Annotated in this window: 25 protein-coding genes and 2 tRNA genes; 7 read left to right on the forward strand and 20 right to left on the reverse strand. The window is 59.9% G+C overall.

Annotated elements, in window-relative coordinates; genetic code table 11:
• Positions 1-103 precede the first annotated feature (103 nt).
• Entirely contained in the window at positions 104-766 is a 663-nt protein-coding gene (locus C1725_RS17510) for a response regulator transcription factor (RefSeq protein WP_346026808.1), read from the reverse strand.
• Between the two features lie 308 nt (positions 767-1,074).
• On the opposite strand from C1725_RS17510, the gene C1725_RS17515 reads away from it, so the two are divergent.
• Positions 1,075-1,401, forward strand: a complete 327-nt coding sequence (locus C1725_RS17515; RefSeq protein ID WP_102412976.1) for a metalloregulator ArsR/SmtB family transcription factor — start codon at positions 1,075-1,077, stop codon at positions 1,399-1,401.
• A gap of 85 nt (positions 1,402-1,486) precedes the next feature.
• On the opposite strand, the gene C1725_RS17520 is transcribed toward C1725_RS17515, so the two are convergent.
• From C1725_RS17520 to C1725_RS17530, 3 genes are read right to left on the reverse strand one after another with little or no spacing between them, the layout of a single operon-like run.
• Complete coding sequence (locus C1725_RS17520; RefSeq protein ID WP_102412977.1) at positions 1,487-2,659, reverse strand: ABC transporter permease; 1,173 nt, start codon at positions 2,657-2,659, stop codon at positions 1,487-1,489.
• Positions 2,656-3,369 carry an ATP-binding cassette domain-containing protein gene (locus tag C1725_RS17525; protein WP_102412978.1) on the reverse strand — a complete coding sequence of 238 codons (714 nt, stop codon included), beginning with the start codon at positions 3,367-3,369 and terminating at the stop codon, positions 2,656-2,658. The genes C1725_RS17520 and C1725_RS17525 overlap by 4 nt, the downstream gene beginning before the upstream one ends.
• A 1-nt stretch (position 3,370) precedes the next feature.
• The gene (locus tag C1725_RS17530; protein ID WP_346026809.1) at positions 3,371-4,942 is read right to left on the reverse strand and encodes an efflux RND transporter periplasmic adaptor subunit; all 1,572 of its coding nucleotides are present in this window, start codon (positions 4,940-4,942) and stop codon (positions 3,371-3,373) included.
• 289 nt (positions 4,943-5,231) lie between these two features.
• Between C1725_RS17530 and dnaX the strand changes: the two genes are divergently transcribed.
• Positions 5,232-6,914: a DNA polymerase III subunit gamma/tau gene (gene dnaX / locus C1725_RS17535; RefSeq protein WP_102412980.1), complete on the forward strand. Its 1,683-nt coding sequence runs from the start codon at positions 5,232-5,234 to the stop codon at positions 6,912-6,914.
• Positions 6,915-6,985: 71 nt separating this feature from the next.
• Here the strand turns inward: dnaX and C1725_RS17540 are convergent, their stop codons facing one another.
• A complete protein-coding gene (locus C1725_RS17540; RefSeq protein ID WP_102412981.1) occupies positions 6,986-7,744 on the reverse strand; it encodes a peroxide stress protein YaaA in 759 nt (252 codons plus the stop codon).
• Between the two features lie 143 nt (positions 7,745-7,887).
• On the opposite strand from C1725_RS17540, the gene C1725_RS17545 reads away from it, so the two are divergent.
• On the forward strand, positions 7,888-8,853 hold the full coding sequence (locus C1725_RS17545; RefSeq protein ID WP_146009290.1) for a DnaJ-like cysteine-rich domain-containing protein: 966 nt from the start codon (positions 7,888-7,890) through the stop codon (positions 8,851-8,853).
• Between the two features lie 62 nt (positions 8,854-8,915).
• Positions 8,916-9,001: transfer RNA gene (locus tag C1725_RS17550), tRNA-Leu, on the forward strand.
• 193 nt (positions 9,002-9,194) lie between these two features.
• On the opposite strand, the gene C1725_RS17555 is transcribed toward C1725_RS17550, so the two are convergent.
• The 7 genes from C1725_RS17555 to C1725_RS17580 form a co-directional block, all read right to left on the reverse strand.
• The gene (locus C1725_RS17555; RefSeq protein WP_102412983.1) at positions 9,195-9,467 is read right to left on the reverse strand and encodes a DUF6809 family protein; all 273 of its coding nucleotides are present in this window, start codon (positions 9,465-9,467) and stop codon (positions 9,195-9,197) included.
• On the reverse strand, positions 9,464-9,769 hold the full coding sequence (locus tag C1725_RS17560) for a DUF6809 family protein (protein WP_102412984.1): 306 nt from the start codon (positions 9,767-9,769) through the stop codon (positions 9,464-9,466). Before C1725_RS17560 ends, C1725_RS17555 begins: the two co-directional genes overlap by 4 nt.
• Before the next feature lie 141 nt (positions 9,770-9,910).
• Positions 9,911-10,087: a hypothetical protein gene (locus C1725_RS19535; protein WP_346026810.1), complete on the reverse strand. Its 177-nt coding sequence runs from the start codon at positions 10,085-10,087 to the stop codon at positions 9,911-9,913.
• 190 nt (positions 10,088-10,277) lie between these two features.
• A tRNA-Leu gene (locus tag C1725_RS17565) sits at positions 10,278-10,362 on the reverse strand.
• A gap of 156 nt (positions 10,363-10,518) precedes the next feature.
• Positions 10,519-11,790: a UDP-N-acetylglucosamine 1-carboxyvinyltransferase gene (gene murA / locus C1725_RS17570; RefSeq protein ID WP_102412985.1), complete on the reverse strand. Its 1,272-nt coding sequence runs from the start codon at positions 11,788-11,790 to the stop codon at positions 10,519-10,521.
• A 20-nt stretch (positions 11,791-11,810) separates the two neighbouring features.
• The gene (locus C1725_RS17575; RefSeq protein ID WP_102412986.1) at positions 11,811-12,374 is read right to left on the reverse strand and encodes a YwmB family TATA-box binding protein; all 564 of its coding nucleotides are present in this window, start codon (positions 12,372-12,374) and stop codon (positions 11,811-11,813) included.
• Positions 12,375-12,424: 50 nt separating this feature from the next.
• Positions 12,425-12,679, reverse strand: a complete 255-nt coding sequence (locus C1725_RS17580) for a hypothetical protein (RefSeq protein ID WP_102412987.1) — start codon at positions 12,677-12,679, stop codon at positions 12,425-12,427.
• Between the two features lie 186 nt (positions 12,680-12,865).
• Between C1725_RS17580 and C1725_RS17585 the strand changes: the two genes are divergently transcribed.
• A complete protein-coding gene (locus tag C1725_RS17585; RefSeq protein ID WP_102412988.1) occupies positions 12,866-14,977 on the forward strand; it encodes a glutamine synthetase III domain-containing protein in 2,112 nt (703 codons plus the stop codon).
• A gap of 109 nt (positions 14,978-15,086) precedes the next feature.
• Here C1725_RS17585 and C1725_RS17590 read toward each other — a convergent pair whose 3' ends face one another.
• Together C1725_RS17590 and C1725_RS17595 are read right to left on the reverse strand one after the other, a co-directional pair.
• Entirely contained in the window at positions 15,087-15,842 is a 756-nt protein-coding gene (locus tag C1725_RS17590) for an FMN-binding protein (RefSeq protein WP_102412989.1), read from the reverse strand.
• 30 nt (positions 15,843-15,872) lie between these two features.
• Positions 15,873-16,427: a TSCPD domain-containing protein gene (locus tag C1725_RS17595; protein ID WP_102412990.1), complete on the reverse strand. Its 555-nt coding sequence runs from the start codon at positions 16,425-16,427 to the stop codon at positions 15,873-15,875.
• A gap of 243 nt (positions 16,428-16,670) precedes the next feature.
• On the opposite strand from C1725_RS17595, the gene C1725_RS17600 reads away from it, so the two are divergent.
• Both C1725_RS17600 and C1725_RS17605 read left to right on the forward strand, forming a co-directional pair.
• Positions 16,671-17,369 (forward strand): response regulator, encoded by a 699-nt coding sequence (locus C1725_RS17600; RefSeq protein ID WP_102412991.1) that lies wholly within the window; start codon positions 16,671-16,673, stop codon positions 17,367-17,369.
• Positions 17,356-18,843 carry an ATP-binding protein gene (locus tag C1725_RS17605; protein ID WP_102412992.1) on the forward strand — a complete coding sequence of 496 codons (1,488 nt, stop codon included), beginning with the start codon at positions 17,356-17,358 and terminating at the stop codon, positions 18,841-18,843. The genes C1725_RS17600 and C1725_RS17605 overlap by 14 nt, the downstream gene beginning before the upstream one ends.
• A gap of 80 nt (positions 18,844-18,923) precedes the next feature.
• Here the strand turns inward: C1725_RS17605 and C1725_RS17610 are convergent, their stop codons facing one another.
• The 6 genes from C1725_RS17610 to C1725_RS17635 all read right to left on the reverse strand — a co-directional run bounded on the left by C1725_RS17610 (position 18,924) and on the right by C1725_RS17635 (position 25,120).
• Entirely contained in the window at positions 18,924-19,601 is a 678-nt protein-coding gene (locus C1725_RS17610) for a CatA-like O-acetyltransferase (protein WP_102412993.1), read from the reverse strand.
• Between the two features lie 94 nt (positions 19,602-19,695).
• Entirely contained in the window at positions 19,696-20,262 is a 567-nt protein-coding gene (locus tag C1725_RS17615) for a GNAT family N-acetyltransferase (RefSeq protein ID WP_102412994.1), read from the reverse strand.
• Positions 20,263-20,738: 476 nt separating this feature from the next.
• Positions 20,739-21,209, reverse strand: a complete 471-nt coding sequence (locus C1725_RS17620) for an NUDIX domain-containing protein (protein ID WP_102413385.1) — start codon at positions 21,207-21,209, stop codon at positions 20,739-20,741.
• A gap of 109 nt (positions 21,210-21,318) precedes the next feature.
• The gene (locus tag C1725_RS17625; RefSeq protein ID WP_102412995.1) at positions 21,319-22,452 is read right to left on the reverse strand and encodes an Mbeg1-like protein; all 1,134 of its coding nucleotides are present in this window, start codon (positions 22,450-22,452) and stop codon (positions 21,319-21,321) included.
• 108 nt (positions 22,453-22,560) lie between these two features.
• Complete coding sequence (locus C1725_RS17630) at positions 22,561-23,493, reverse strand: metallophosphoesterase (RefSeq protein WP_102412996.1); 933 nt, start codon at positions 23,491-23,493, stop codon at positions 22,561-22,563.
• A 73-nt stretch (positions 23,494-23,566) separates the two neighbouring features.
• The gene (locus tag C1725_RS17635; protein WP_102412997.1) at positions 23,567-25,120 is read right to left on the reverse strand and encodes an extracellular solute-binding protein; all 1,554 of its coding nucleotides are present in this window, start codon (positions 25,118-25,120) and stop codon (positions 23,567-23,569) included.
• Positions 25,121-25,147 lie beyond the last annotated feature (27 nt).

The raw sequence follows: 25,147 nt of genomic DNA on the forward strand, positions 1-25,147 counted from the left end.
CGTTCAACGCGGCTTTTCTGGCCACATGATACGTTACCCATGGCCCGCTGTCAAGCCCCCTCGAAGATTCTTCGCGGGCTCAAAGGAACGCGTGCGGAGCCGCTCAGTCATGCACCATGTATCCCGTGCGCTTCTGGGTCAAGATCAGGTCGGCACGGCCCAGCCTGCGCAGCTTCGTCCGCAGGTGGTTGACGTTAACCGTCAGCATTTCGCCGCTTCGGAAGGTTTCCCCCTTCCAGATCGCCTCCATCAATTCTTCCCGTGTCTGAATGCGGTTTTTTCCCTCCATCAGCGCGCGCATCAGCCGCGCCTCCGTGGGGGTGAGCGTCACCGCGCCGTCCGTGCAGCGCAGCTCCCGCGTCTGCGGGTCGAGCGTGACGTCCTGCACGCGCAGGGAAGGCGCTTCCTCCGCCCGCATGAACAGCTGCTCTGCCTTGTCCGCAATACCCTGCACGCCGAGCGCGCGCGTCACACAGTCGCTCGCGCCGATCGTCACCGCGTCTGTGATGCGCACCTGTCTGCCGTTGGGCTGTATAAAAAGCACCGGCAGCGTCCTTTTGTGCGCGCGTAACTGGGCGCACAAAAAAAGGCCGCTGTTAACCGGCTGAACGGCGTCTACGATCGCCAGATCCGGGGCGTATTCCAAGCACTCCGCGAGCGCGCGTTCCGGTTTCTTCAGGACGCGAACGTCCATATTTCGGTCTTTCAGCGCCTCAGGCAGCGAGGCCATATCCTCCTGACAGGACGCGAGAAAGATTCTTTTCATATTCAACACCATTCCCCTTTGTGCAATGCTCTCTTCCTGATTTTAACACACGCAAAAGGGATGTACAACCATTTTTACGTCTATAGGTATTATTTTGAAGATCAATAGTGACATTTTTGCCTGTTTATCTACAAATTCGCCGACTGAAACGGGCATTTGAAGCGCCGGCCCGTTCCTCGCTCAAAATTCCCGCCCTGCACGCCGGACTGCATGCACAAAATTTGTTGTATCGTCGCAGGTTTCATTGACTTCGTTCCCCGCACAAGGTAAAATAAGAAAACAGTTCTTTATTAAAGGGAGGAATCGTCATGGGATGCGAGCACAACGCGGAAGAATGCGTGCAGAAGATCTCCGATCTGGCCCGTGTCTTAGGCGACCGCAATCGCGTGCGCGTGCTGTGCATGCTGGCGCAGAACGGCGCCATGTCTGCTTGCCGCCTTTTGGAGCAGCTGGAAATCAACCAGCCTACGCTCTCCCATCATATGCGCGTGCTGAGCGAGGCCGGGCTCGTCCGGGTTCGCCGCGTGAGCCGCTGGACTCAATACAGCCTCTGCGCTGAAACGCTGGACGCCTACGCCGCCATCCTCGGCTGCATGGCAAACCGCGCGCGGGCGCAGGAAGAACAGGACGCCTGATCCTTCCCGGAATACGACGGTACCCGTCGATAAAATATCGCTGCCAGCCTCTCGGCCGGCAGCGATGTTTTATTGGGGATGTTTTTTACTCATGCCGCAGGGCGTCGATCGGCTTGAGCTTGCTGGCTTTATTGGCCGGGTAGATGCCGAAGACGATGCCGATGAACACCGCGAACGAGAGCGCGAGGCTCGCGCTGCCCGTCGTCATGGCGAGGTTCGGCATGTCCATCGGCCCGCGTAGCATCGCGAGCAGCCCCATGGAGGCGAAGAGGCCGATCAGTCCGCCCGCGACGGAGAGCACGACGGCCTCGATCAAAAACTGGAACAGGATCGCGCTGCGCGGTGCGCCGATGGCCTTGCGGATGCCGATCTCGCGCGTGCGTTCGGTGACGGAGACGAGCATGATGTTCATAATGCCGATACCGCCGACCAGAAGCGCGATACCCGCGATCCCGGTGATGAGCGTCGTCAGCGTGCCGGTCACCTCGTTCATCATGTCCAGAATGGCGGACTGGCTCGTGATCGAATAGTCGTCGTCCGGGTCGTTCACGCGCGCGGAGACGAAGCGCCTGAGCGTCTGTTCGGCCGCGTCCATGACGCTCTCGTTGGCGCCGCTGGCGTAAAAGCTGGTGATCGAGGTCGTCCCGAAGATGCGCTGCGCAAGCGTAAAAGGAATGGTGATCGTCTCGTCGTCGGAAACGACCATGCTCGCGCCCTGCTCTTCCAAAAGACCGACGATTTTAAAGTCGTAGCCGCGCACGGAAACGGTATTGCCGATGACGTCGCGCGTGCCGAAGAGCTTGTCCGCAACCTTTACGCCCACTACACAGACCGGCAGGCGCAGGTCGTTGTCCATCTGCGTGATGCCCACGCCCTTTTCGATGCCGAGCGCGCGGATGTCGTAATAGGATGCGCCCACGCCTTCCAGCGTGCATTCGTAGCTGTCCAGAGAGGACTTGGCGGTCACGCTCTGGCTGATCGACGGCGACACGGCGCTGATCGTCTCGCCGTCCACCAGGGCAGCCAGATTGTCCACGTCGATGCCCGTGTACCGGTCGGTCTTCACACGCACCTGAAAAAGATTCGCGCCCAGATCCTCTATCTGGCCCGTCACCGTATCCATCGCGCCCTCGCCCAGGGATGAGAGCACGACGACGGCGATGACGCCGATGATGACGCCCAGCACAGTCAGAAAGGAGCGCATCTTGTTGGAAAGGATGGAGGACAGGGCCATCTTGATCGATTGCAGAATGCTCATGCTCCAGCGCCTCCTTCCACGGTCTTGCGCCGGTCGGCGCCGGGGGCGAGCTCGCTGAGCCTGCCGTCGCGGATGTGCACGCAGCGCGGGGCGCGCGCGGCGATTTCGGGGTTATGGGTGATGAGCACGATGGCATTGCCCTGTGCGTGCAGCTCCTCCAGCATATCCATGATTTCCACCGTCGTCTTGGAGTCGAGGTTGCCCGTCGGCTCGTCCGCGAGGATGAGCGAGGGGCGCGTCACGACCGCGCGCGCCACGGCGACGCGCTGCTGCTGCCCGCCGGAAAGCTGGTTGGGCCGATGGTGCATGCGCGAACCGAGGCCCACGCGCTCCAGCGCCTCGCCCACGCGCAGCCTGCGCTCCGCCGCGCCGATCCCCTGATAGATCAGCGGCAGCTCCACGTTTTCATAGGCGGTAAGCTTTTGCAAAAGGTTGAATTGTTGAAAGATGAAGCCGATCTTGTGCCCCCGGATCGCGGCGAGCTGGCGCTGGGAATAGCGCGTGATGTCCAGGCCGTCCAGCTTGTACGTGCCCCCGTCCGCCGTGTCCAGGCAGCCGATGATGTTCATGAGCGTGCTCTTGCCGGACCCGGACGGCCCGATGATCGCGACGTATTCGTGGTCGCCCACCGTCAGATCCACGTGGTCCAGCGCCATGAGCACTTCTCCGCCCAATTCATAGCGCTTTTGAATGTCCGAAAGTTCGATCATATTACATGCTCCTCATCGACATCATGGTGTCCATCAGGCTGTTCCCGCTGCGGGCGAGCACGACCTCCTCGCCGTCCGAAAGGCCGGAGAGAATCTGCGCCTCCTCGCCTGCCACGAGGCCGACCTCCACCTTCACCATGAGCTGCGGAGCGACCGACTGAAGCACCGCCGCGTCGTTTTGCTTCATGAAGGGGTTGCGCGACGTGCTGCGCGTGATGCTGGCGCCCGCCAGATCCGCGTCCGTAGGCATGCGCATCACGTAGCGGTCCGTGCCCACCGTCTGAAGGGCTGCGACCGGCACGAGCAGCGCATTCCCGGCGCGGTCCACCTCGATGTCGCCCGAAGCGCTCATCTGCGGCAGCATGCCGTCCTGACCGTCCATGTAGAGGATGACGTCGTACTTGGTGATCTCGCCAGTGCGCGTGCCCAGCGGCAGCACGCGATCCACGCTCGCGGTATAGGTCTTGCCCGGCAGCGCGTCCAGCTTGATGACCGCATTCTGCCCCGCCCGCACGGAAGCGATATCCAGCTCGTCGACCGTAAGGCGTACCTTCATGCGGTCGCTGCCCAGCACCGTCGCTACGGCTGCGCCTTCCTGCACGCTCATCCCTTCATAAACGGAAATGCCGTCCACCATGCCGGAGAGGGGCGCGCGTACCTCCAGCGCCTCGATGTCCCTGCGCACGCTGTCGATGTCGCGCTGCTTCTGTTCCTTTTCCAGCAGCTTCTTTTCAAGCTCCAGCGATACGGCGTCGTCCTCCAGCGTGAAGAGCTGCTCGTTAGCGTCCACCTTGTCGTTTTCCTTGACCGACACGCGGCGAATCTTGCCGGAAACGCCCGTGATGCGAAGCGGCTTGCTCAGCTCCAGCTTGCCGCTGCCGATTTCAGCCCCGGATTCCAGGCGCACGATCGCCGTCTCTCCGATGGTATAGGAGTCGTTCTGGATGGCGACGACCGCCTTTCCGTCCTCCACCCGCAGCACGGAGCCGCTTTCCACCTTGCTGTCCACGTATACTTTGACGCTCTGGCCCACGTACAGCTCGCCCGCGGGCACCGTCACGTTCATGCGCCCGTCGGTGGAGAGCACCATCAGCGCGCCGTACTGGTTCTGCACGGTCAGGAGGTCGTCGCCGTCCTCGATTTTGAGCAGCTTTACCCGCCCGTCCGCCGGGGCGCGCACGGTGGTCGCCGCGCCGCGGATGCCCGAAGCCGAAAGCTCGAGGTCGAGCTGGTACATTTCATCGGTCAGCGAACGCAGCTTGTCGTACAGGTCGTCGTTGGAAAGGGTGAAGAGCAGCTCGCCCGCCTCCACCTCGTCGCCGTCCTGCGCATAAATCGTCTCCACGCGGCCGCCGGTCTTCAGGTACACGTCCTGCTTTTCAGACGCCTCCAGCGAGCCCGTGCCATGAACGGTCACGGAAATGTCCCCGCGCGATGCCTGCGCGCTGTCCAGGCTCAGAGACGCCACGGTCAGCTGCCTGCTCCCTCCCTGCATCAGCAGTACGCAGGCAAAGACGACCGCTACCAGCACGACGGCGATCACGATCGCCCATTTCCTTTTTGAATGCTTCATAAAACTCGTTCTCCTATCCTGATTGATGTTACATTTTGAAGTAGAAGTAGTATACATTAGACGGCTAATCGTTTCAAGAGCAGATTTCACCATTTATGCTTTTGCCTGCCCAAAATGTCGCATAGAACGCTTCAAGCCTATGAGCCCGCAGCCTCAGATATGCGCGTGCTTCCCCCCTTGGAATCGCGTCGCGCACGGGCCTGGGGCGCAAAGCTAAAAAACACTTGCGCAATTCTCCCCGAAAGGGGATAATAAAGGAAAAGATCATCAGGCGAAAGGAATCGTTCATATGTCCTATCAGGCGCTTTACCGCCAGTGGCGGCCCGCGCATTTCGACGACTTCGTCGGTCAGGAGAGCGTCATCGCAACGCTGCGCAATCAGGTGCAGAGCGGCCGCATCGCCCACGCGTATCTCTTCTGCGGCAGCCGCGGCACAGGCAAGACCTCCGCCGCGAAGGTGCTCGCGCGCGCCGTCAACTGCGAACACCCCGACCGCGGCGAACCCTGCGGCCAGTGCGACACCTGCCGCGCGCTCCTCGCGGACAACAATCTGGACATCGTGGAGATCGACGCGGCCTCCAACAACGGCGTAGATGAAATCCGCGACCTGCGCGAAAAGGTCAAGTACCCCCCGCAGAGCGGCAAATTCCGCGTGTACATCATCGACGAGGTGCACATGCTCTCCGCCGGAGCCTTCAACGCGCTGCTCAAGACGCTCGAGGAGCCGCCCGCGCACGTCGTCTTCATCCTCGCGACCACCGAGCCGCAGAAGCTGCCGGCGACCATCCTCTCCCGCTGCCAGCGCTTTGACTTTTCACGCATCCCGGTCAAGCAGATCATCGGCCGTCTCGCCCAGGCGGCCGAGGGCGCGGGGGCCACGGCCTCGCCCGCCGCGCTGGAGCGCATCGCCCGCGCCGCCGAGGGCGGCATGCGCGACGCGCTCTCCATCCTGGACATGTGCCTCTCCTACGCGGACGGCACGCTGCAGGAGGACGTGGTGCTGCAGGTGCTCGGCGCGAGCGACCGGGGCTTTCTCTTCCGCTTTTCCGGCGCGCTGCTGTCCGGCGACGCGGCCGCCTGCCTCTCCATGGTAGACGAGCTCATGCAGCGCGGCCGCGAACCGCAGGTGTTTGCGCGCGACCTCAGCGGGCACCTGCGCGCCCTGATGCTCGCGCAGACATGCGGCGACGGCCTTTGCGAGCTGCTGGACATCACCTCCGAGGACGCCGCGCAGTACCGCGCGCAGGTCAAGGACTGTTCCCGCACGCGCCTGCTGCGCATGCTGGACGTGTTTCTCGCCTGTGAGACGGACATGAAGTGGGCCTCGCAGCCGCGAATCGCCCTGGAGGTCGCGGTCGTGCGGGCCTGCGAACCCGAGGACGCCCTCACGCTTTCCGCGCTCGTGGAGCGCGTGGATCTGCTCGAAAAAAAGCTGGCCGCCGGGGCGTTCACCGCTGCGTCGTCTGTCCCAAGCGCTCAGCAGGCACAGCCGGCCGCACAGACGCAGTCCCCCCAGCAAACGCAGAGCGCCCCAAAGACCGCGCCCGTCCCGAAGGCGCCGGCTTCCGCTCAGCCTGCGGAGCCTGCATCGCCCGGGAACACGCCGCCCGCGGGCGTCCGCCCTCCGGACGACGTCTGGGAGGCCATGACGCTGGACGTCAAGCGCAACTCCCCGATGATCTTCGGCTCGCTCATCATGGGGCGCTATGCGGGCTACAAGGACGGAGCGTACGTCCTTTCTTTCCCCAAAAATCCGGCGGTCGCCATCTACATGAACCTGCTCGCGCGCGACGAAAAGCGTGCCGTCATCGAGCAGGCGCTTCAAAAGGCGGGCGGCGTGCCCGCACGACTTAAAATCGTGCAGGAAGGCGACCCTGCCGCGACGCACGACGAAAAGGCCGACGCGCAAAAGCGCCTGAACCACGTATTCGACGTGTTTGGGCGCGAGAACGTGCAGGTCACAGACGAATAAGCTCTGCGGGCGGCCTTTGCCGCCCGCAAACTGGTTTCATCGTCGCCTCTTCGCCCGATTAAAGCCGATGCTTAGTCTTCAGGAGTGCTGACCGGCGCCTGCCGCGTAAAGATCATCCGGTTTCCGAGCGACCTCACCGGGTCTATCTGCCATCCGTCCTCACAGAAGCCGCGCAGGTCGTCCGGGTCGTCGACAGCGTGCACCGCGATGAACCGCGCCATGCGTCCGCGTGCCATCTTCGCATAGGTTGGCAGCACGCGAAGCCGCCCTTTGTGCGGCATTTGAAATTCCACGTCGATCAGGCGTCCATGCGTTGGAACATGGGGACGCACGGCGGAAGCATACTCCTCCGAAGCCAGGTTGACGACCACGTCCGTCTGCGCGTACAGCGCCCGCGCGATGTCCCCGCCCCAATATGCGTACAGGCTTTTTCCCTCGACGCGGACGCGGCAGGCCATCTCCAGACGATACGGACGGATGCCGTCCAATGGGCGCAGCACGCCGTACAGGGCGCTCAAAATCCGTACGCGCGCCTGGAGACTTAAAAGCGCCTCCTCGCCCAGCGTGGCGGCGTCAAGGCTCCGATACGCCAGGCCGTCGTAGGAAAACGCCGCAGGGCGAGGAATCGCCTGGGCAAACGATTGATGCAGGGCAAATGCCTTCATTGCCAGCTGCGGACTCACCCGCATCGCGCTCTCAATCTCCCAAGGTGAAAGTGCCCGTATCCGCTCCTGCAAGGATTCGGCGCGGTGCGCGAAGATCGGAACCGTCTCCCCCATCGGGGAGCATCCCTCTTTCATGTTTTTTGCGGGCGACAAAATGGCGAGCATTCCTCTTCCTCCCAGATCTGCGCAGCCCACACATGGCGCTGCACAAAAAATATTGCCAATCCATTGGTTCCATGATATAATCGATTTATGACAAAAGTGTTACGTTCTGTTAAAGTTTTTTCATAAAAGGAGGCGTTCGGATATTGAGGACGTTACAGCGCTTTGTTTTGATCTGCGTGCTGTGCACGCTGATATTGCTGAATGCGGCCCCCGTCCTTGGCGAGACACAGACGGTATCCTGCCCTACCTGCGGCGGGCGGGGAAGCGTCGGTGGATCGACCTGCTCCCTCTGCGGCGGCTCGGGCACGATTCTGATGTCCGGTTCGCGCGACGGGCGGGACCGCGCCAACGACATCACCGGCACCCAGCCGGGCACTTCCTATAAGAGCGTGCTCGTCAACGGACACTACCTCTCCCTGCACCTGTACGCGGACGGCGTGCGCAGCACGCTGTACCAAAAGCTGCGCGCGCTCGACGCCGATACGCTGGTGCATCTTCGCCCCACGCGCGATCCCGCGACCTACGGCACGCTCAGCGTGGTCGGAACGGCGCAGGCGCTTTCTGAACTTTTAAGCGAGGGCGTCAACGGGTTTCACGTGACGCTCGAGGACGGCTACAGCGCTGCCGATTACGATAAAACGCGCGAAATGCTTACCGCTTCGGGTGCCGACCCGCTCTCGTATCTGCACCTGATGTTCATTTCGGAAAAGAACGCCGCCTTCATCATGACGGAACAGGAGCTTACGGACGAGCGCGAGGCGGCGCTCGCCCTGGCGTTGGATGTCTGGCTTCAAAAGGGCGGTGCAGGCCAGGGGCAGGCGCTTCCCGCAGGGTTTGAAAACGTACTCTTCGCCTGCGTGCGCCAGCCCAAGCAAGCGCAGGATGAATCCGGCATCGTGGACGGCTCCGTGCGGATCGAAGGAAGCGCGCTCGAGTCGGGCACCTTCACCCAAGATTCCCTTGTCCTCCATCTGTACAGCAGCACGGCGGAGGCCCACGCCTATTCTCTGGGCGTAGAGCAATCACAGGCTCGCTTTAGCGTCATCCGTCATCAGGCGCCGGATGCGGATTACGTCTTTCTCGTGCGCGACGCGCAGGACGCGCTGTAGCCGTTGACAGACGGGGTAAATTTTTGTATAATATAGAGCGCTGGCGGCTCAGGCCGCGCTTTGCCGGCATGATGGAATGGCAGACGTGACGGACTCAAAATCCGTTCCTGGCGACAGGGTGTGGGTTCAAGTCCCACTGCCGGCACCAAAAAAGAGCTTTGATTCGTCAAGGCTCTTTTTTTGAAGCTGTTAAGGAAAAAATCAGCGGAAAAAGCGAGGGCCCCGTTTTTGATCAAAGCGAGGCCCTTGCCGTCTTAAGGGAGAATGCTTGGTGCACCGCCCTTTAGCGCTGGTATTGGTGTTTTCCTTGTGCTGCAAATCCATGACAATGTCAATGATGCTTATCTGCTCTCCGCGAAAATTGCTATCATCAGCTCTGCACCTAGCTTGAAGCCATAAGAAAAAGCATCGACCTGTTCCGTGTCGCTGGATTGCGTATAAAGGTTTTCCAACTCCTGAAAACGCTGGCAATCGTCAAGGGGCATTTTCTGAATGAAGTACCGCTTTTCATCTTCGATCTTCCGGTCAATCTCCCGGCGCTCTGTGCTACAAATGGGGTGGCGCTCCCACGGGGAGATGCGGCCATAGTATAGGTCGGTCAGAATATCGCTCATTCTTTCGCCGCACCCCTTTCACCTGCCACGGTGTAAGTGGATGTAAAAACCTCTACCATAAGCAGGATACCAAACTTCAAAGCATCGGTATAGGTATCATACCGGGTGATCCCCTCAATATCTCCCTGTGCATCACAATATGTATCAAACAGTTCCTTCCCGGTATCGTCCAGCATGGCGTTCAGCTTTTCCATGCTGTCCAGTTTTCGCTTGGCGGATTTGACAAAGGGCGAGTTTTTGGGGGAGTATCCAGCATCAAAACCGATATTTCCCATATATCGTTCTTCCAATATGCTTTGCATCGTATCGTCCTTTCACAATCTTGTCCGACATTGCTTGAAAGGGCCTGCGGCGCATGTTATAATATTTACGCTGCATCTGCCTTCGGGCATGTGTCGGCTCGGGAAGTGGCGTGTAACTTTAGCGAGGGGCCGCCGCTTCCTTCATTTTTTGAGGTCATCCTTCAACTTCTTAATCCCACGCCGAGCAGCTTCAGCCTTAGTGACTTCTTCTTGCTCACAGTAGGCTTCTAACACTTCGCTGCTTTCACTATCTAAACGGACAAAAAGTGTTTTGTCTTTGGGATTATCAGTCGGACGCCCCATTTTTGAGCTGGTCAACTGTTCACCTCCTTTTGATATACAAAAGTATAACACTTATGTATATCAAAAGTCAATGCTGCCATTGAACAAAAAAATGGGGTGTCATTTCCGACATCCCATTATGATTATTAGTTTATAGGTAAAGTACAAATCCGAACCATTCACCAACAGGTACAACCTGCCGTGAGTAGTTCGGATTATGTACGTTTGGTGCGGTCGACGGGACTTGAACCCGTACCCATTGCTGGACACGCCCCTCAAACGTGCGCGTATGCCAATTCCGCCACGACCGCATAAAACACCCGACAGCTTCCGCTGCAACGTTAGATATTATAAGAGATAAATCCGTTTTTGTCAACGGGAAAAAGCAAAAAACGTTCGGATACAAGCGTGCAGCAGAAGAGCGCAAAGCCGGTTCCCCGTCCTCGCGCCCTTTTCTGCTATAACGATCAAAATTCCGAATAACCTGGCGCCTTTTCGCGCACTCTGTTAATGTCGGCTCCTACCGCACGCAGCTTTTCTTCGATGCGTTCATAGCCGCGGTCGATGTGGCCTCCGTCGTCCTCCACAAGCGTCTCCCCCTGCGCGCAAAGTCCGGCCAATAGAAGCGATGCGCCGGCGCGCAGGTCCGTCGCGCGCACCTGCGCGCCGGTTAACGCCTTGACGCCCTCGACGATCGCCACGCGGTCCTCCACCCGGATGCGGGCGCCCATGCGGGCAAGCTCCGCGGCATGCATGTAGCGGTTTTCAAAGATCGTCTCCAGAAAAACCGACGTCCCCGGCGTCTGGCAGCAGAGCACCATCATCGGCGCCTGTAAATCCGTTGGAAAGCCCGGATACGCCATCGTGCGAATCTCCATGGGGTGCTGTGCGCGCCCGCGCACCCGCAGACCTTCCGGGGTATCGGCCGCGTGCACGCCCGCTTCCGTCAGCTTAAAGAGCAGCGCGCGCAAATGATCGCTCCGCGCGCCCGTGAGCAGCAGGTCTCCGCCCGTCAGCGCCGCAGCGCAGGCCATGGTCCCTGCCTCGATGCGGTCGGTGATGGGGGTGTACTGCGTACCGTGCATGGTCTTCACGCCCTCGATGGTCAACGTCGACGTTCCCGCGCCGCTCACATGCCCGCCCATCTCACAAAGGCACATGGCGAGGTCCACGATTTCCGGTTCCTTCGCCGCGTTTTCAATACGGGTCGTTCCGTCCGCGAGGCAGGCTGCCATCATCAGGTTCTCCGTCGCGCCGACGCTCGGCATGTCGAGGTAAATCGTCGCCCCGTGCAGACGGCCCCTGAGTAATACGCCGCCGTGCTCCATCGATATCTCCGCGCCCAGCGCTGCCATGCCCTTGAGATGCTGATCGATGGGGCGCTGGCCGATCGCACAGCCGCCTGGCAGCGTCACCTGGGCCTGACCCTCCCTCGCGAGCAGCGGTCCCATGACCAGCACGCTCGCGCGCATGCGGCGCATGCATTCGTAGCCGCCCGGACTGCCAATCGTGCCCGCGCGGAGCAGGAGCTGGCCCTCCTGTGTCTCCGTCTCACACCCGCAGTCGCGGAGCACCTCCAGCAGCGTGTGTACGTCGCTCAGCTGCGGCGGACTCTTGATGCGGACTTCCTCTTTGGTGAGCAGCGCCGCCGCCATAATGGGCAGCACCGCGTTCTTGGATGTCCCGATGCGCACTTCGCCTCGCAGCGGCGGGCTCTCACGCACCGTAAAACGTGCCAAACAGACCCCCTCCGTTCTTTTTAATACTCTATGGGGATGTGTGGACGACCGATGTAGACTCTGGCGCCTTGCGCATCCCGCCGCAGCGCGACCTGCACGGTATCCCCTGTAATCGATACGAGGGAATCCTGAATCAGCGACTCCCGCGGCTCGTCACCCAGCGCGGAAAGCAGATCCCTCGCCGCCTGCTCGATATCCCGCCGCTGCGTCCGCCCGGTCAGGCATACCTGTGCCTTTTGATTGCCCAGCGCGTTTCGCATGCGGTAGATGACCGTTTGAAGCGTCGTAAGTTTGGGCGCGCACGCGCTGGTCAGCGCGATGCGCGTGTCTTTCGCGTTTTCAAGCACCATCACGGCCCCGTCCGGCAGCGATTCCTCCGCCCGGTGCGCCGCCGTCAGCGTCGGCACCGCATAGCGCGCGTCTACGCTCTTTTCCATCCTGACATAAAAAGCGTAGGGTTCGACCTGCTGTGCTTTTGCCGCCGCCATCAGGCTGCGCGTATCCGTCACGCGAAAATCAAGATACAGCCCGAGAAACGCCGCCGCGACCGTTATACAAATGGCGATGATTGCCTTGCGCCGCATCGTCATGCCTCCCTTCGTCCACGGCATCATTGTGCCCGGCAACTGAGGCTTTATTCGGCGGCGGCAAAGGCTATGAACCCGCGATTTTCCTCGATTTCTGCGCGGCTCCTGGCAGGGAATCCGCCGAAAAGCGAGACACGGCCCGCATGCGGCTGGGCTATTTTTTCATCGCAGAAGGTTGCGGCTGGGCGGCGTTTTTTGACAAGCCTTACCATTCTATGCGCGCATGTCCTCGGAAATGCGTTCAAAACAGATTTCCCCGCTTTCTCCTGCAAATCCGTCATATTTTTGCCAATTTCAAACACCGTTTCCCCTCATTATAGCTAAATATGAAAATTTATCTTTATTTCTTGCATTTTCGCCTTGAAATTTGAGACAAAAAGGTGTAAGGTAAAGGCGGATCGCAAAGACGGTCCGCGAACAAAGGCGTTCAGCCCGGCAGGCTGCGCCTTTTTTGTTTTTCAAAATGCGTTCAAGGGGGAAAATAAAAGATGAAGGAAGCCGCTTCCACCGCCCGGCTGTTCGGCCAAAACGTCTTCAACGACGCCGTCATGTGCGAACGCCTGCCAAAGAAAATGTACGACGAGCTCAAAAAAAGCCTCGACAGGGGCGAGGAACTCAGCCCCGCCATCGCGGAGGCCATCGCCGGGGCGATGCGGGACTGGGCAATCGAGCGCGGCGCAACGCATTATACGCACTGGTTTCAGCCGCTGACCGGGGTTACGGCTGAAAAGCACGACTCCTTTCTGCATCCGCTGCCCGATGGCAAGGCGGCGATGGACTTCTCGGGAAAGGAGCTCATCAAAGGAGAGCCCGACGCATCCTCCTTTCCCTCCGGCGGTCTCAGGGCGACGTTCGAGGCGCGCGGCTATTCGGTCTGGGATTGCACGTCCCCGGCCTTCCTGCGGGAAGGGGCGGGCGGCGTAACGCTCGTCATCCCCACGGCGTTTTGCGCCTACACCGGCGAGGCGCTGGATAAAAAAACGCCGTTGCTGCGCTCGATGGAGGTCTTGAGCCGGGAAGCGCTGCGCATCGAGCGATTGTTCGGAAACAGCGCCGCCAAGCGCGTCATCCCCTCGGTCGGCCCGGAGCAGGAGTACTTCCTGATCGACCGCGATCTGTACCTGAAGCGCAAGGACCTGTTTTTCACCGGCCGCACGCTGTTTGGCGCGATGCCGCCCAAAGGTCAGGAAATGGAGGACCACTACTTCGGCTCGATCAAGGAGCGCGTGGGCGCTTATATGAAGGATTTGAACGAGGAACTTTGGAAGATGGGCGTAAGCGCCAAGACCCAGCACAACGAGGTCGCGCCCGCGCAGCACGAGCTCGCGACGGTTTACGCCACCGCCAACATCGCAAGCGATCATAATCAGCTCGTCATGGACACCATGAAGAAGGTCGCGCTGCGCCACGGACTCGTCTGTCTGCTGCATGAAAAGCCGTTCGCGGGCGTCAACGGGTCCGGCAAGCACAACAACTGGTCGCTCATTACGGACGAAGGGAAAAACCTGCTCGACCCCGGCAAGAATCCGCACGAGAACCTCGAATTCCTGCTGATGCTGACCGCCATCCTGAAGGCCGTAGACGACCACGCGGACGTCCTGCGCTTCAGCGCCGCGAACCCCGGCAACGATCATCGCCTGGGCGCAAACGAAGCGCCGCCCGCAATCATCTCCGTCTTTCTGGGCGAGCAGCTGGAGGACGTGGTGGAGCAGATCGTCGCAGGCCACTTGCAGCACAGCAAGAAGGGAGAACGGATGAAGATCGGCGTATCGACACTTCCCTTCATTAAAAAGGACGCGACCGACCGCAACCGCACATCCCCCTTCGCCTTTACCGGCAACAAGTTTGAGTTCCGCATGGTTCCCTCCAGCGCATCCATCGCCGGGCCCAACTGCGTGCTCAACACCCTCGTCGCCGACGCGCTGCACGGCTTTGCCGATGAGCTGGAAAAGGCAGACGACTTCGACGGTGCGCTCAAGGCGCTGATCACCCGCGAAATTACCGCGCACCAGCGCATCGTCTTCGGCGGGAACGGCTACAGCGAGGCATGGGTCGAGGAAGCCCGGCGCCGCGATCTGCCGAACATCGACAACATGGTGGACGCCGTCGCAGCCTTCTCGTCGCGGGAGACGGTCGAGCTCTTCGGCAAATACGGAGTGCTCAGCGAGGCCGAGGTGCGTTCGCGGGCGGAAATCAGCTACGAGACGTACGGCAAGGCGCTCGCCATCGAGGCGCATACCATGGTCGACATGGCTTCAAGGGACATTTTCCCCGCGGTCATTTCCTTCATCTCCACTCTGGCCGATTCCATCGGGGCGGTCAGGCGCTGCAGCGAGCGCGCGGACGTCAGCGTCCAGGAATCGCTGCTCATCGAAGCCAGCGATCTGTTAAAGGAAGCGAAGGAGGCCCTCTCCGCGCTGCTGGAGGCCGCCGAATATGCCGGCCGCGCGCCGGAGGGCAGGCCGCGCGCCGAAGCGTATCGCGACCGTGTGCTCCCCGCCATGGCGGCGCTGCGCGCGCCGGTGGACAGGCTGGAGACGCTCATGCCCGCGGACGTCTGGCCCATGCCCACCTATGGCGACCTGCTGTTTAAGATTTAACATCCTTTCGCCGCGCGCACGCAAAGAGGTCCCCCGTCCGACGATATGCCGGACGGGGGACCTCTCTATGTACCCGCAGACGATCCTATCAAAGAGCTGTTCGGTTCGCTTATTGCGCGGCGCCACAGTTGGCGCAGTCCGCGCCGGTCAGATAGACTTTGGCCTGCGCCAGCGCCTTCGCGGACTGATCCGGGCAGGAGGAACCGTTGGAGCCGTGGCAGAGGATCCCGGCCATGCGCTCGACGCAGTAGTCGATGGTCTGGTTTTCGCACAGCGCGCCGAAGCCCTTAGAGGTTCCATCGCAGCCGTTAAACACCCTCAAATCATGTACGGTCAAGTCGTCTTCCTTGATGGCAAAGGTGATCTGGTCAGAGCAGGTGGTGCCCTGCGTCGTGTAGTCGAAGTAGCGGTAGCCTTCAACCGCCTCGCCCTCGGCGGGCTTCTCAATCTCCTTGAGCAGCATGCAGGGCGGCAGGATGACGGGCGCCTGCGGATCGACGAAGCCGAGGGAAGCAGGATCCGCGCCCGCCTCCGTCAAAGCCGCGGCGACGGCCACGAGCAGGCCGTTGCTGGAAAGCGTCGCGCCGGAAACCGCCTCAACCTCCAGGGACTGCTTCTCTACGATCTGAGCCGTCAGCGCTTCCATCGCCGCACCGCCGATCGTGGGGGTCTCCTGATTCTCGAGCACTTTGATCGATTCGATCCTGTCCTCGCCCAGCGTTACTTCAACCTTGAGTTCGTCGCCCTTGTAGCCCTCGCCAGCGCCCGTATAGGTGCCGGGTGTAAAGGCCGCCGCCAGCGCGGCGGTAGAGAGCAGGCAAAGCGCAAGCGCCGCGCACATCGCCTTTAGAAATTTGCATTTCATAATCGGAACACTCCTTATCCAGTAATCTCGTTAATTTCCCGCGACCGTCTTGCAGATTTCGCCCGGCGCGTTCACGCAGCCCGTGCACTCGATACCCTTGATGATGCGCATGGCCTGCTGAATGCCGAAAGCGAGCTGCATCGGGCAGGAAGAGCCGGACTTCTTGAGCATGCAGATAACTCCTTTGAGCAGATCCGCGACCTCCTGCGCCGGCCGCCCCTCGGCCATCGCAGAAATGCCCTGCGTACCGCCGTTGCAGCCGCCGTCGTACACGACGTTTTTCAAGATCATGTCGTCGCCTTCCAGATCGAACGTGACGCTCTTGGAACAGGTGCGTCCGTCGGTCGTAAATTTAAAGGAACGGACTCCCGCCTTGGCATCCGCGCCCGTCGTCTCCTCGATCAGCTGGCAGGGCGGCGCGCTCGGAATCCACTCAAAATCCTTCTGCGCGGGCGCTTCGTCCTCTGCGATCACGCTCATCACCGGGTTCAGGGTGCTCACGGCGGCCAAACCCACAGCCGCCTTCAGCGTCGCCTTCATGAACTCGCGGCGATTCTGAAGCACTTCCACCTTTTTCTCCATCATAATTTGTTTCCTCCCATTCTCCTAAGTCTGCGCCCGGCGTTCAGTCCGGACTCTGGCAGCGCCGAATCCATTCGTCCACTTTTTCACAAAGCGGCCGAAAAAAAACGGCCTTGTGCTGTCATGAGGACAGGATACAAGGAATCCGTGACAAATTTGTGTTTTTTTTAGCCCGTTTTTATGATAAAATGAAGCGCATACATTCGTAACCATCCGCTGCGGTAAGGGCAGCGCCGGAGGAACAACATGGATAAGATTCTGATTGCAGACGACAATCTGCAGATCACAAGAATCCTGAGCGAATTCATTCGCCGGGAGGGCTTCGAGCCCGTCGTCGCCTATGACGGAGCGCAGGCGCTGGAGTGTTTCGCGCAAGATCGCTTCGCGATGCTGCTGCTCGACGTCATGATGCCCAAAATAGACGGCTTCGAGCTTTGCCGGAAGATACGCCGCGTATCGAGCGTTCCCATCATCCTTATTACCGCCCGGGGCGAGGATTTTGAGCGCATCATGGGGCTGGACATCGGAGCGGACGATTACATCGTCAAGCCCTTTTCCGGCGAAGAGGTCATGGCGCGGGTTCGCGCGGTGCTGCGGCGCATCGAGCGCCCCGCCGAAAACGGCAGATCGCGGCAGCTCGTCTTTGACAACCTGTCGATTTTTCTGGACGACGCAATCGTCACCATCGACGGCAAGCGCGTGCCCTTGACCAAAAAGGAATTGGAAATCCTGTGGACGCTGGCGGAAAACCGGGAGAAGCTGTTTTCCCGGGATGCGCTGCTCAGCCTGCTTTGGGGCTACGACTACTTCGGCGACAGCCGCACCGTGGACAGCCACGTAAAGCGGCTGCGCGCAAAGCTGGACGCTGTACCGCACCCCCGTTGGCAGATTAAGACCGTTTGGGGCATGGGCTATAAGTTTGAGGCCGCGGATGATGAAGCATAAAATCTCACGGCGTCTGATCGGATATTTTTCCGCCGTGCTGCTGCTCTTTTCCATGGTCGTAGGCGGGCTCTTCTTCCTCCTCTTTACGCTGCATACCGCTGAACTGCAGGCGCAGGATCTGCGCTTGCACGCCGCCTCCATCGCGGATACCGTCTCGCAGTTCCTGCAAAACTACTGCGAAGGCAGCTGCAACGGCGGCGGCTTTCGCGCGTATCTTCGTTTCGTCGGCGATTTCGCCATGAGCGACCTGTGGCTGGTGGATAAAGCGGGACGGACGGTCGAGCTGGGACAAAGCGCCGGTTCCGCGCCCGCAGCGCCGCTGGAGCCGGACATTGCGGAGCTCGCCCGCGCGGTGCTGAGCGAGGGCAGCGTGGCAAGCGCCTCATCCTCGCTCTTTTTCGATTCGACCCTGACCGTCGGCGCCCCCGTAAAGGGTGCGGACGACGTCGCGGCGTATGCGCTGCTGCTGCGCCGCAAAATCGACGCCGTTGGCCGCGCTCAGCAAGACGGCCTCGTCATTCTGGCCTTTTGCCTCCTGACCGCGCTGGTGCTGGCTTCGGCGCTTTCCGTGCTGCTCGCGAGGCGTTTCGTCACGCCGCTCAAACGGATGGCGCGCGCGACGGAACAAATTATGGATGGCGATTACGCCGCGCGTACAGAGGTTTCGCAAAGCGACGAAATCGGCGCCCTTGCCCGTCATATCGACGAGCTGTCCGCGAGGCTTTGCACCGCCGAATCGGAACGCAAAGAGATGGAGCAGATGCGCCAGGACTTTCTCTCCACCATCTCTCACGAATTGCGCACGCCGGTTACGGTCATCAAGGGCTCGCTGGAGGTGCTGAACGAAGGGCTCGTCACCTCCGCCGGCGAGGTCAAAGCGTACGTGCGTCAGATGCTCTCCGACATCACCCATTTGCAAAGACTTGTAAACGACCTGCTCGAGTTGACACGCCTCCAAAACGCGGGCTTTCAAATCGATAAGACGCTGCTCAATCTGGACGACGTATTGACGGAGGCCGTGCGCGCCATGCGCCGGGTTAGCGAGCCCCGGCATATTTCCATCGTCTACACGAATGCGGTCGGTCCTTTTCTGGTCTATGGCGATTATGGCCGGCTGCGCCAAATGTTTACCGTCGTCCTCGACAATGCCGTGAAATTCTCCGCGGCCGGAGGCTCGGTAGAGGTGGAAGTGACGGAGACGCCTGAAGGCTGTGCCGTCACGTTGACCGACCACGGACAGGGCATTGAGCCGCAGGAATTGGACCATATCTTCGACCGCTTCTTTTCCAAGCGCGGTACGCAAAACGTCGCAGGCAGCGGCCTCGGCCTATCGATCGCCCGCGAAATTGCAGCGCGGCACGATGTAGAGGTGCGTTGCGAAAGCACGCCCGGGGTCAGAACCTGTTTCTCGTTCCACTTTTTGCGAACCCTCTTCCCGGATGGGCGAACGGCAACGGACGCCCCCTCCTTTTAAAGACGCCATCACAAAATCAGGGAACTGGCGCAACCAATTTGCGCACAGGTTCCCTGATTTGCATTTTTTCCTGTGGAAGCTTATTCTTCGACCTTCGCGTTCATCCAACGCTCCATATGGGCAATTCCCTCCGTGATCGAATCCAGAAAGAGCTTCACGTGATACCCGTCTGCAGCCGCGTGATGGAGGGTCAGCGAAAGCGGCATGAGCACGCGCCCGCCCTCCTCCCTGTAACCGCCCAGCTCGATCATGGGCGCAAAGTAACCCTCGAAGTCCAGCAGATGCATGGAGAAGCTGCGAAAGGAGAACCACGGAATGCAGGCGATCACGTACCGGTTCTGCGGCGGCTCTCCCTTGCGGGAAAATATGCCGTGATCGCCGCCGAAGGTTCGCTGGTCGTACAGATACCGCGCATAAAACACCGAAAAATCGGCGTCATACTCCGTCCACAGAAACGTCATCGACCCGTCGTCCTCGTGAAAGACAGGGTATTGTGGATTGAGCGCGTTGAATCGTCCGAGCACGCCGTCCTGCAGGGAAAGGCGAAAGTCCGGCAGCGCACAGATCGCGCAGCTTATAAGGTACAGCAGCGCGGGGAAAACCTTTATTCCCAGTGCTTTCAGCCCCGCGCGCAGGTCGGTCACATCCACGTCCACGTTTACGGTAAAAGCCGTGGGCGCTACCTGCTGCGTGAAGTATTGGAAGGTTTCCCTGCGGGGCCAGTTTCTTTTATCCACCGGCGAAAATTCAGGCTTCATGCCGTTTTACCATCTCCATTTCCACAATTTGGGTGCCGTCCCGTTCTTCCGTAAGCGCCTTCCCCGTGCGTATTTCGGTTCCATCGGGCAAATCTCATAATCCACCCGACAGCGCCCCCTTCTTTTCTTTCAGGCGTTTGGACAGGTACAGCACCAGGTCGTCGTCATTGCAAAACGGTTCGTATTGTCCCCAGATGCGGTTCTGATACCACACGCCGCTGCCGTCGGGCACATAGCCGCGCTTCACGTACATGCGCTGCGCGCTGCCGTAGCCGCTGTGCAGTCCCACGCCCAGGCAGACGACGTCCGCCCGCTCGGAGGCAATGCGCTCCGCCGTCTCTATCAGCCGGCTGCCGATTCCCCGACACCGAAACTTTTGCAGCACGCCAAAGTCCACGATTTCAGGAACGCCCGCGCCCGCGAACGGTCCGGCGTCCGCCTCGAAGTACAGGTTGACGTACCCCGCGACCTCCCCCCGGTATTCTGCGCACAGGGCGATGCAGCGCCCCGCGCTCGCGTCACGTATGCGGTTTTCATAGGCAGCCTCCTTGGAATTCCAGCCTTGCAGGCGCTCTTCCCGACAGATAATGGACACATCCGAGCGCCGAAGGGCGCGAATGACCACTTCCTCGTCCTCGTAAAACACCGTATCGCCTTCCATTTAAAGGTTCCTCCCCTAACAATAGCCTTCATCCGCCGTCCAGCGGCGTTTGGATATACTCACTATAGCATACCTGGCAAGTGAACAGCCCCAGCAAAAACGGACAATAGACAAAGCCCCCTGATGTAGGGAAACAAGACTACATCAGGGGGGGTAAAATGATGACAAAACGAAAGGACACCAAACTGGGGGAAATAGAGCCTAAAATAGCAACCATGCGGCAAGGAGGAAAGAGTAACCGAGAGATAGCAGAGGCATTTGGTCTGGAAATAAGACAAATCAAGCAGTAGGTCACACGGTACAACCGTAAACAGGCCGGGCTGGCGGCTGGGATAACGCCGCTTCCCAAGGGCAGGCCCCGCAAGGCTGCCCCGCTTGGAGATATAGCAGCAGAGCAGGTCCAACGACTGCGGATGGAAAGCCGGTTGCCGAATTCACTGTTCACTGGCTTGAGGTTGCTTTTTTACTGCACGATTCTATTCCTCCACAATAATATGCCGAACCCCTTCATCGATCTTCCGTAAACTCGTTTTTAAGAATTCAGGAACCAAATTTACTTCCGATAACCTGTCAATTGAAAGCCAATGTAACGATTCTTTTTCAGGTTGGTCTGTAAATGATCCCTCCGGGATGTCCACGTTCACGCCTTCTTTCATCAAATAGAAAAAACTGATCTCGTGATGATTCTTATTAGAAAACTGCGTAAACCGTTCCTGAACGTAAAGCAATCTATCTATATCAAATATATGTCCTGTCTCTTCAAATGCCTCACGTACAACGGCCTTGACTGTCGTTTCATTTAACTTCACACGACCGCCTACAGTATAATAACAATCATGATCGATATGCTTAGCCACTAACAAACGATTATTCTGTATGATCAATGCAACGGCCCTAAAGGAAAAGTCACCTTCTGTCGTTTCAATTTGTATATTGTGTTCCTTCATCAATTCCACCTCGCAAAGCACAAAATTCCGAATAATCGCATGAAAAGCCTCCTGTAATACGCAGATCGATCTTTAAAATCTCCTTATTATGGGCGGGTTTTAAAAACACTTAGGGTAACCGTGTTTCCTCATCATCCTTCTTCTCCTTCGCCCAGGGCAGGCGAATGCCGCTGACCGCGATGGAGAACAGATCGCCCAGCGCCTTCTGGAAGACCTCCCGCTTGTCGCCGGAAAGGCCCCGCAGCGCTTTGAGCACCGCCTGCGCGCTCTTTTGCCAGCGCTCGCCCATGTCCGCGAGCGTCTTTTCCTCCGCCGCGGCGAGCACCTCGTACACCGCGTCGCTAAAGACGCGCCGGTCCTCCGGCGAAAGCCCCTTCAGCCACTTGCGCAGGATGCGGTTGACCTCCAGGCTTTCCGCGCTCAGCTCCGGCTTTTCCATAAAGCGCCGCCCCTCCACCTGCCAGGAGAACGCGCTGTGCTGCATGATGCCCTTTTCGTCGCTTTCGACCACCGTATAGCGCTTTTCCTGCTCCAGCAGCATGCCGACGACCGAGAAGTGGGGGATGTACAGCCGGAGCCTCTGGCGAATGCGCGCATAGCCCGGCGAGTCGATCACGCGCTCGTCCTGCCCCGGCCCGTCAAAACTTATGACGCTTTCGATGCGTTCCTGCACCTTTTCCGGCACGCAGGCGCCCGCGTAGACGGCAAGATTTCCGCCCTTGGAATGCCCGCAGACCGTGATCAGGCCGGAGACGGCCTTTGCGGCACGCGCGAGGTAACGGGCCGCCTGCTTTTGCGAGGGCACGGGGCTTTCAAAGGAAAGGTTTAAATCCTCCTTCCATCCCACGAGCGAGTCGTCCGTGCCGCGGAACGCAACCAGCGCCGCACCGCCTGGCAGGGCGAACGTCATCGCGCCGAACTGCTGCTGCTCGTCCTCGCTGAGGATGCTGGTATAGTTCAGGATGGGCAGGCCGGAAAAGCGCGTACATTCGGGTAAAAGCGCGAGCAGGGCGCGGTTGCCCTCCCAGAGATAGCCCGTCTGGTGAATGCGCTTCCCCTCGGGGTCCAGGGCGAGCAGCGCGCGCGCCGCCTCGCCCACGGTGCGCGCCTTGCCCCCCGGCAGGCATTCCCCAAAGGAGACGTAGGACAGCTCCGCGAGCACGAGCGAGTCGATGTCGTTTAGCGGGTCCGCCGAAAGCGACAGATCCCCCCGCCAGCGCAGGTAATCCAGCATGTTCGCCATAGCGTCCTCCGGTCGTTTTTTTCAGATGATTTCAGTATACGGTCACACGACCGCATCCGTCAAGCAAAAACGCGCGTGCCCTCTCAAAAGCCGCCATCTCGCGCGGGCTCAGGTCGCCGCTTCTCCGGCGCGCAGTCCGTCGCCTGGACGCGTCAGCAGGCAGTCATCCCAGCAGCGCAGCGTATGATTGCGAAACAGCACGCCAATCTCCCCCGCCGCGTACCACTCCAGCAGCACCGAACGGATGGCGCTGCCCCGGTAATTTTCCAGCGATGCCACGTCGACCTGTATCACCGGTTGGCCGTCCACCGCGGCGATCTTGCGGTGGCAGTCCTTGCCCGCCCAGACCGCGTCCCCAATGTGCGCGTGCCCGTAAAAGTGCATGCGTACGTTGTCCGGCAGCGGTAAAAACTGGTCATAGAGCGGCGCCGCGCGGTTTCCGCCGGCAAACGCGTAATGCGAAAGCGTAATGACAGGCTTTTTCAGCCCGGCGACCTGCGCCATCACCGCGCGATAGTCGTCCCGCGTATAAGGATAAAGCGTGCTATCGCCCCGGATTTCACCGTGGGTCGTATACCAGCGACCCGCCGCGTCCGCATGATCGGTCAGAAAGCAGAGCGCGAATTCTCCGAGATCCGCCGTGTAATACAGGTCGCTCAGCGTTTCCTGCGTATGCCACTGAGGCAGCGGGCGCACGAATTCCCAAAAGGGCAGGCGCATGCCCGAGAGCGTCCTTTCATGATAAGCGAAGTAATCAAAGTCGTGGTTGCCCAGCACGTAGTAAACCGGCGCCTGCACGCGCGAAAGCTGTTCCTGCTGCATCCGGGCCATTTCCATCAGAAACCCCGGATCATGTCCTTCGACCGCGTCGCCCAGGTAGCAAACCGCGTCGCACGGCATGCGCAGAGAAAGAAAATCGTCCACCGCCCGGGTCATGCAGTGCGTCGCACGCTGCGGGTACTGCTGCTGTAAGTCCGATACGATCCATACGCGGCGCACGGCCTGTGCAGATGCCGCCGCGATTACCTTGTCCAGCATCATCCTTCGTTCCTCATTTCCTGTAATGGATGAAAGGAGGCCGCCGCGCGGCGGCAGCCTCCTGTAGTTCGCATCGTCATTTGTGGGCGTCGTAATAGGACTGCCAGTAGCCTACGTACTCGTCGATGCTCAACGTGGAAAGCGTTTTCAGGTGCGCCTGCCATCCCTCTGCGTCGATGCCGTCCACGATCGCGCGGGCCTTGAACTGGTCGAGGTAATGGCTGATGTCCACGAGCAGCATGTTGCGCTCAGCCTCTTCCTCCGCGTCGCCAAAGCCGTTGGGGATGTTTTGCGCGGGCGCGTACTTCAGGTACACCTCATTGGCCTCTACCTTCGCCGCGATCCGATCCGCGAACTTCTCCGCCTGCGGGCCGCGGAAGCGGGAATAGGCGTACAGCGGTGCGCGGGGGCCGGTACCCAGCGTGCGGCGAATCTGCGAGGAGGACGAGCCTTCCGGCACGTTGTCCGTGAAGACCTCCCAGCGTCCGTCGTCCAGGTAGCGCCAGATTACGCCCTCGGGCCCGTAGTTCCACAGGTTCAGGATATCCAGATCGGAATTGATGTAGTCGTACCAGCGCACCAGCGCCTCCGGATTCTTGCAGCTCCTGGTGATCGTGAAACCGCCAAGCGAACCCTGCGGCGAGTTGGGCGTGTTGTTCTTGCTCCAAAGCGTCGGACCGTGCGGCCCTTCGACGGGCTCCAGATAGGTAAAGTCCTGCACGTGGCTGCCCAGAATGATGTTGTCGATGTACCACTCCAGCACGATGCCGGTGACGCAGGTCTCCGCATTGCCCTTGGCCAGAAACTGCTGATAGTCCTCGGTGAAGTACTCCTGGTTCATCAGGCCCTCTGCATACAGCTTGTGCAGCCACTGCAGCGCCTCAAAGTACGCATCCTCCGCCGGAGTAAAGATCACCTGGCCGTCCTGCACGCGCACGTGGTGGTCGTTTTCAAGGGTACCGAAAAAGCCGAAGAGGCAATCGATCCTCGCCGCGCCGCTGGAAGCGGAGACGAGCAGCGGAATCTCATCCTTCAGCCCGTTGCCGTTCGGGTCCTGATCGCGGAAAGCCACCAGCACGTCGTAAAATTCATCCACCGTGCGCGGCGCCTGCAGGCCCAGCTTTTCAAGCCACGCCTTGTTGATCCACATCTCGGAGTTGACCATATTCTTCACGTCCGCGTCGCCTGTGGGCAGCGAGTAAAATTGCCCGTCGCTCAGCGTCAGCGCGCCCTGCATGTCGGGCAGGTCCGCAAAGAGCTGTTTGACGTTGGGCGCACAGTTTTCCACCAGGCCGTTCAGCGGCGTCAGAACGTCCATGTTGCTCACCACGTCCACCCCGCCGATAAAAGCGTCCGGCAGGTCGCCGGAGGCGAACGCGAGGTTCACTTTTTCCTGCCAGCCGGAATGCGGAACCTCGATCCACTCAATGTGAATGCCCGTCTGCTCCTCCGTGAAGCGCACGCACTCCTTCTCAGCCCAGGTATTCTGCGACAGGTCTTCCTTGTCCACCATGATGGTAAACGTCGTCGGTTCGTCTACGATCGGCAGCGCCGCGTCGACCGCCACGGCGGGCAGCGCCAGGGCGCAAGTCAGCGCGAGCGTCAGCAGCAGGGTAAGGGTTTTGCGCATGAAGATTCCTCCTTCTTAATGTGGAAT

Source organism: Beduinella massiliensis, assembly GCF_900199405.1.
In the GTDB taxonomy this organism is placed as follows: Bacteria; Bacillota; Clostridia; order Christensenellales; family Aristaeellaceae; genus Beduinella; species Beduinella massiliensis.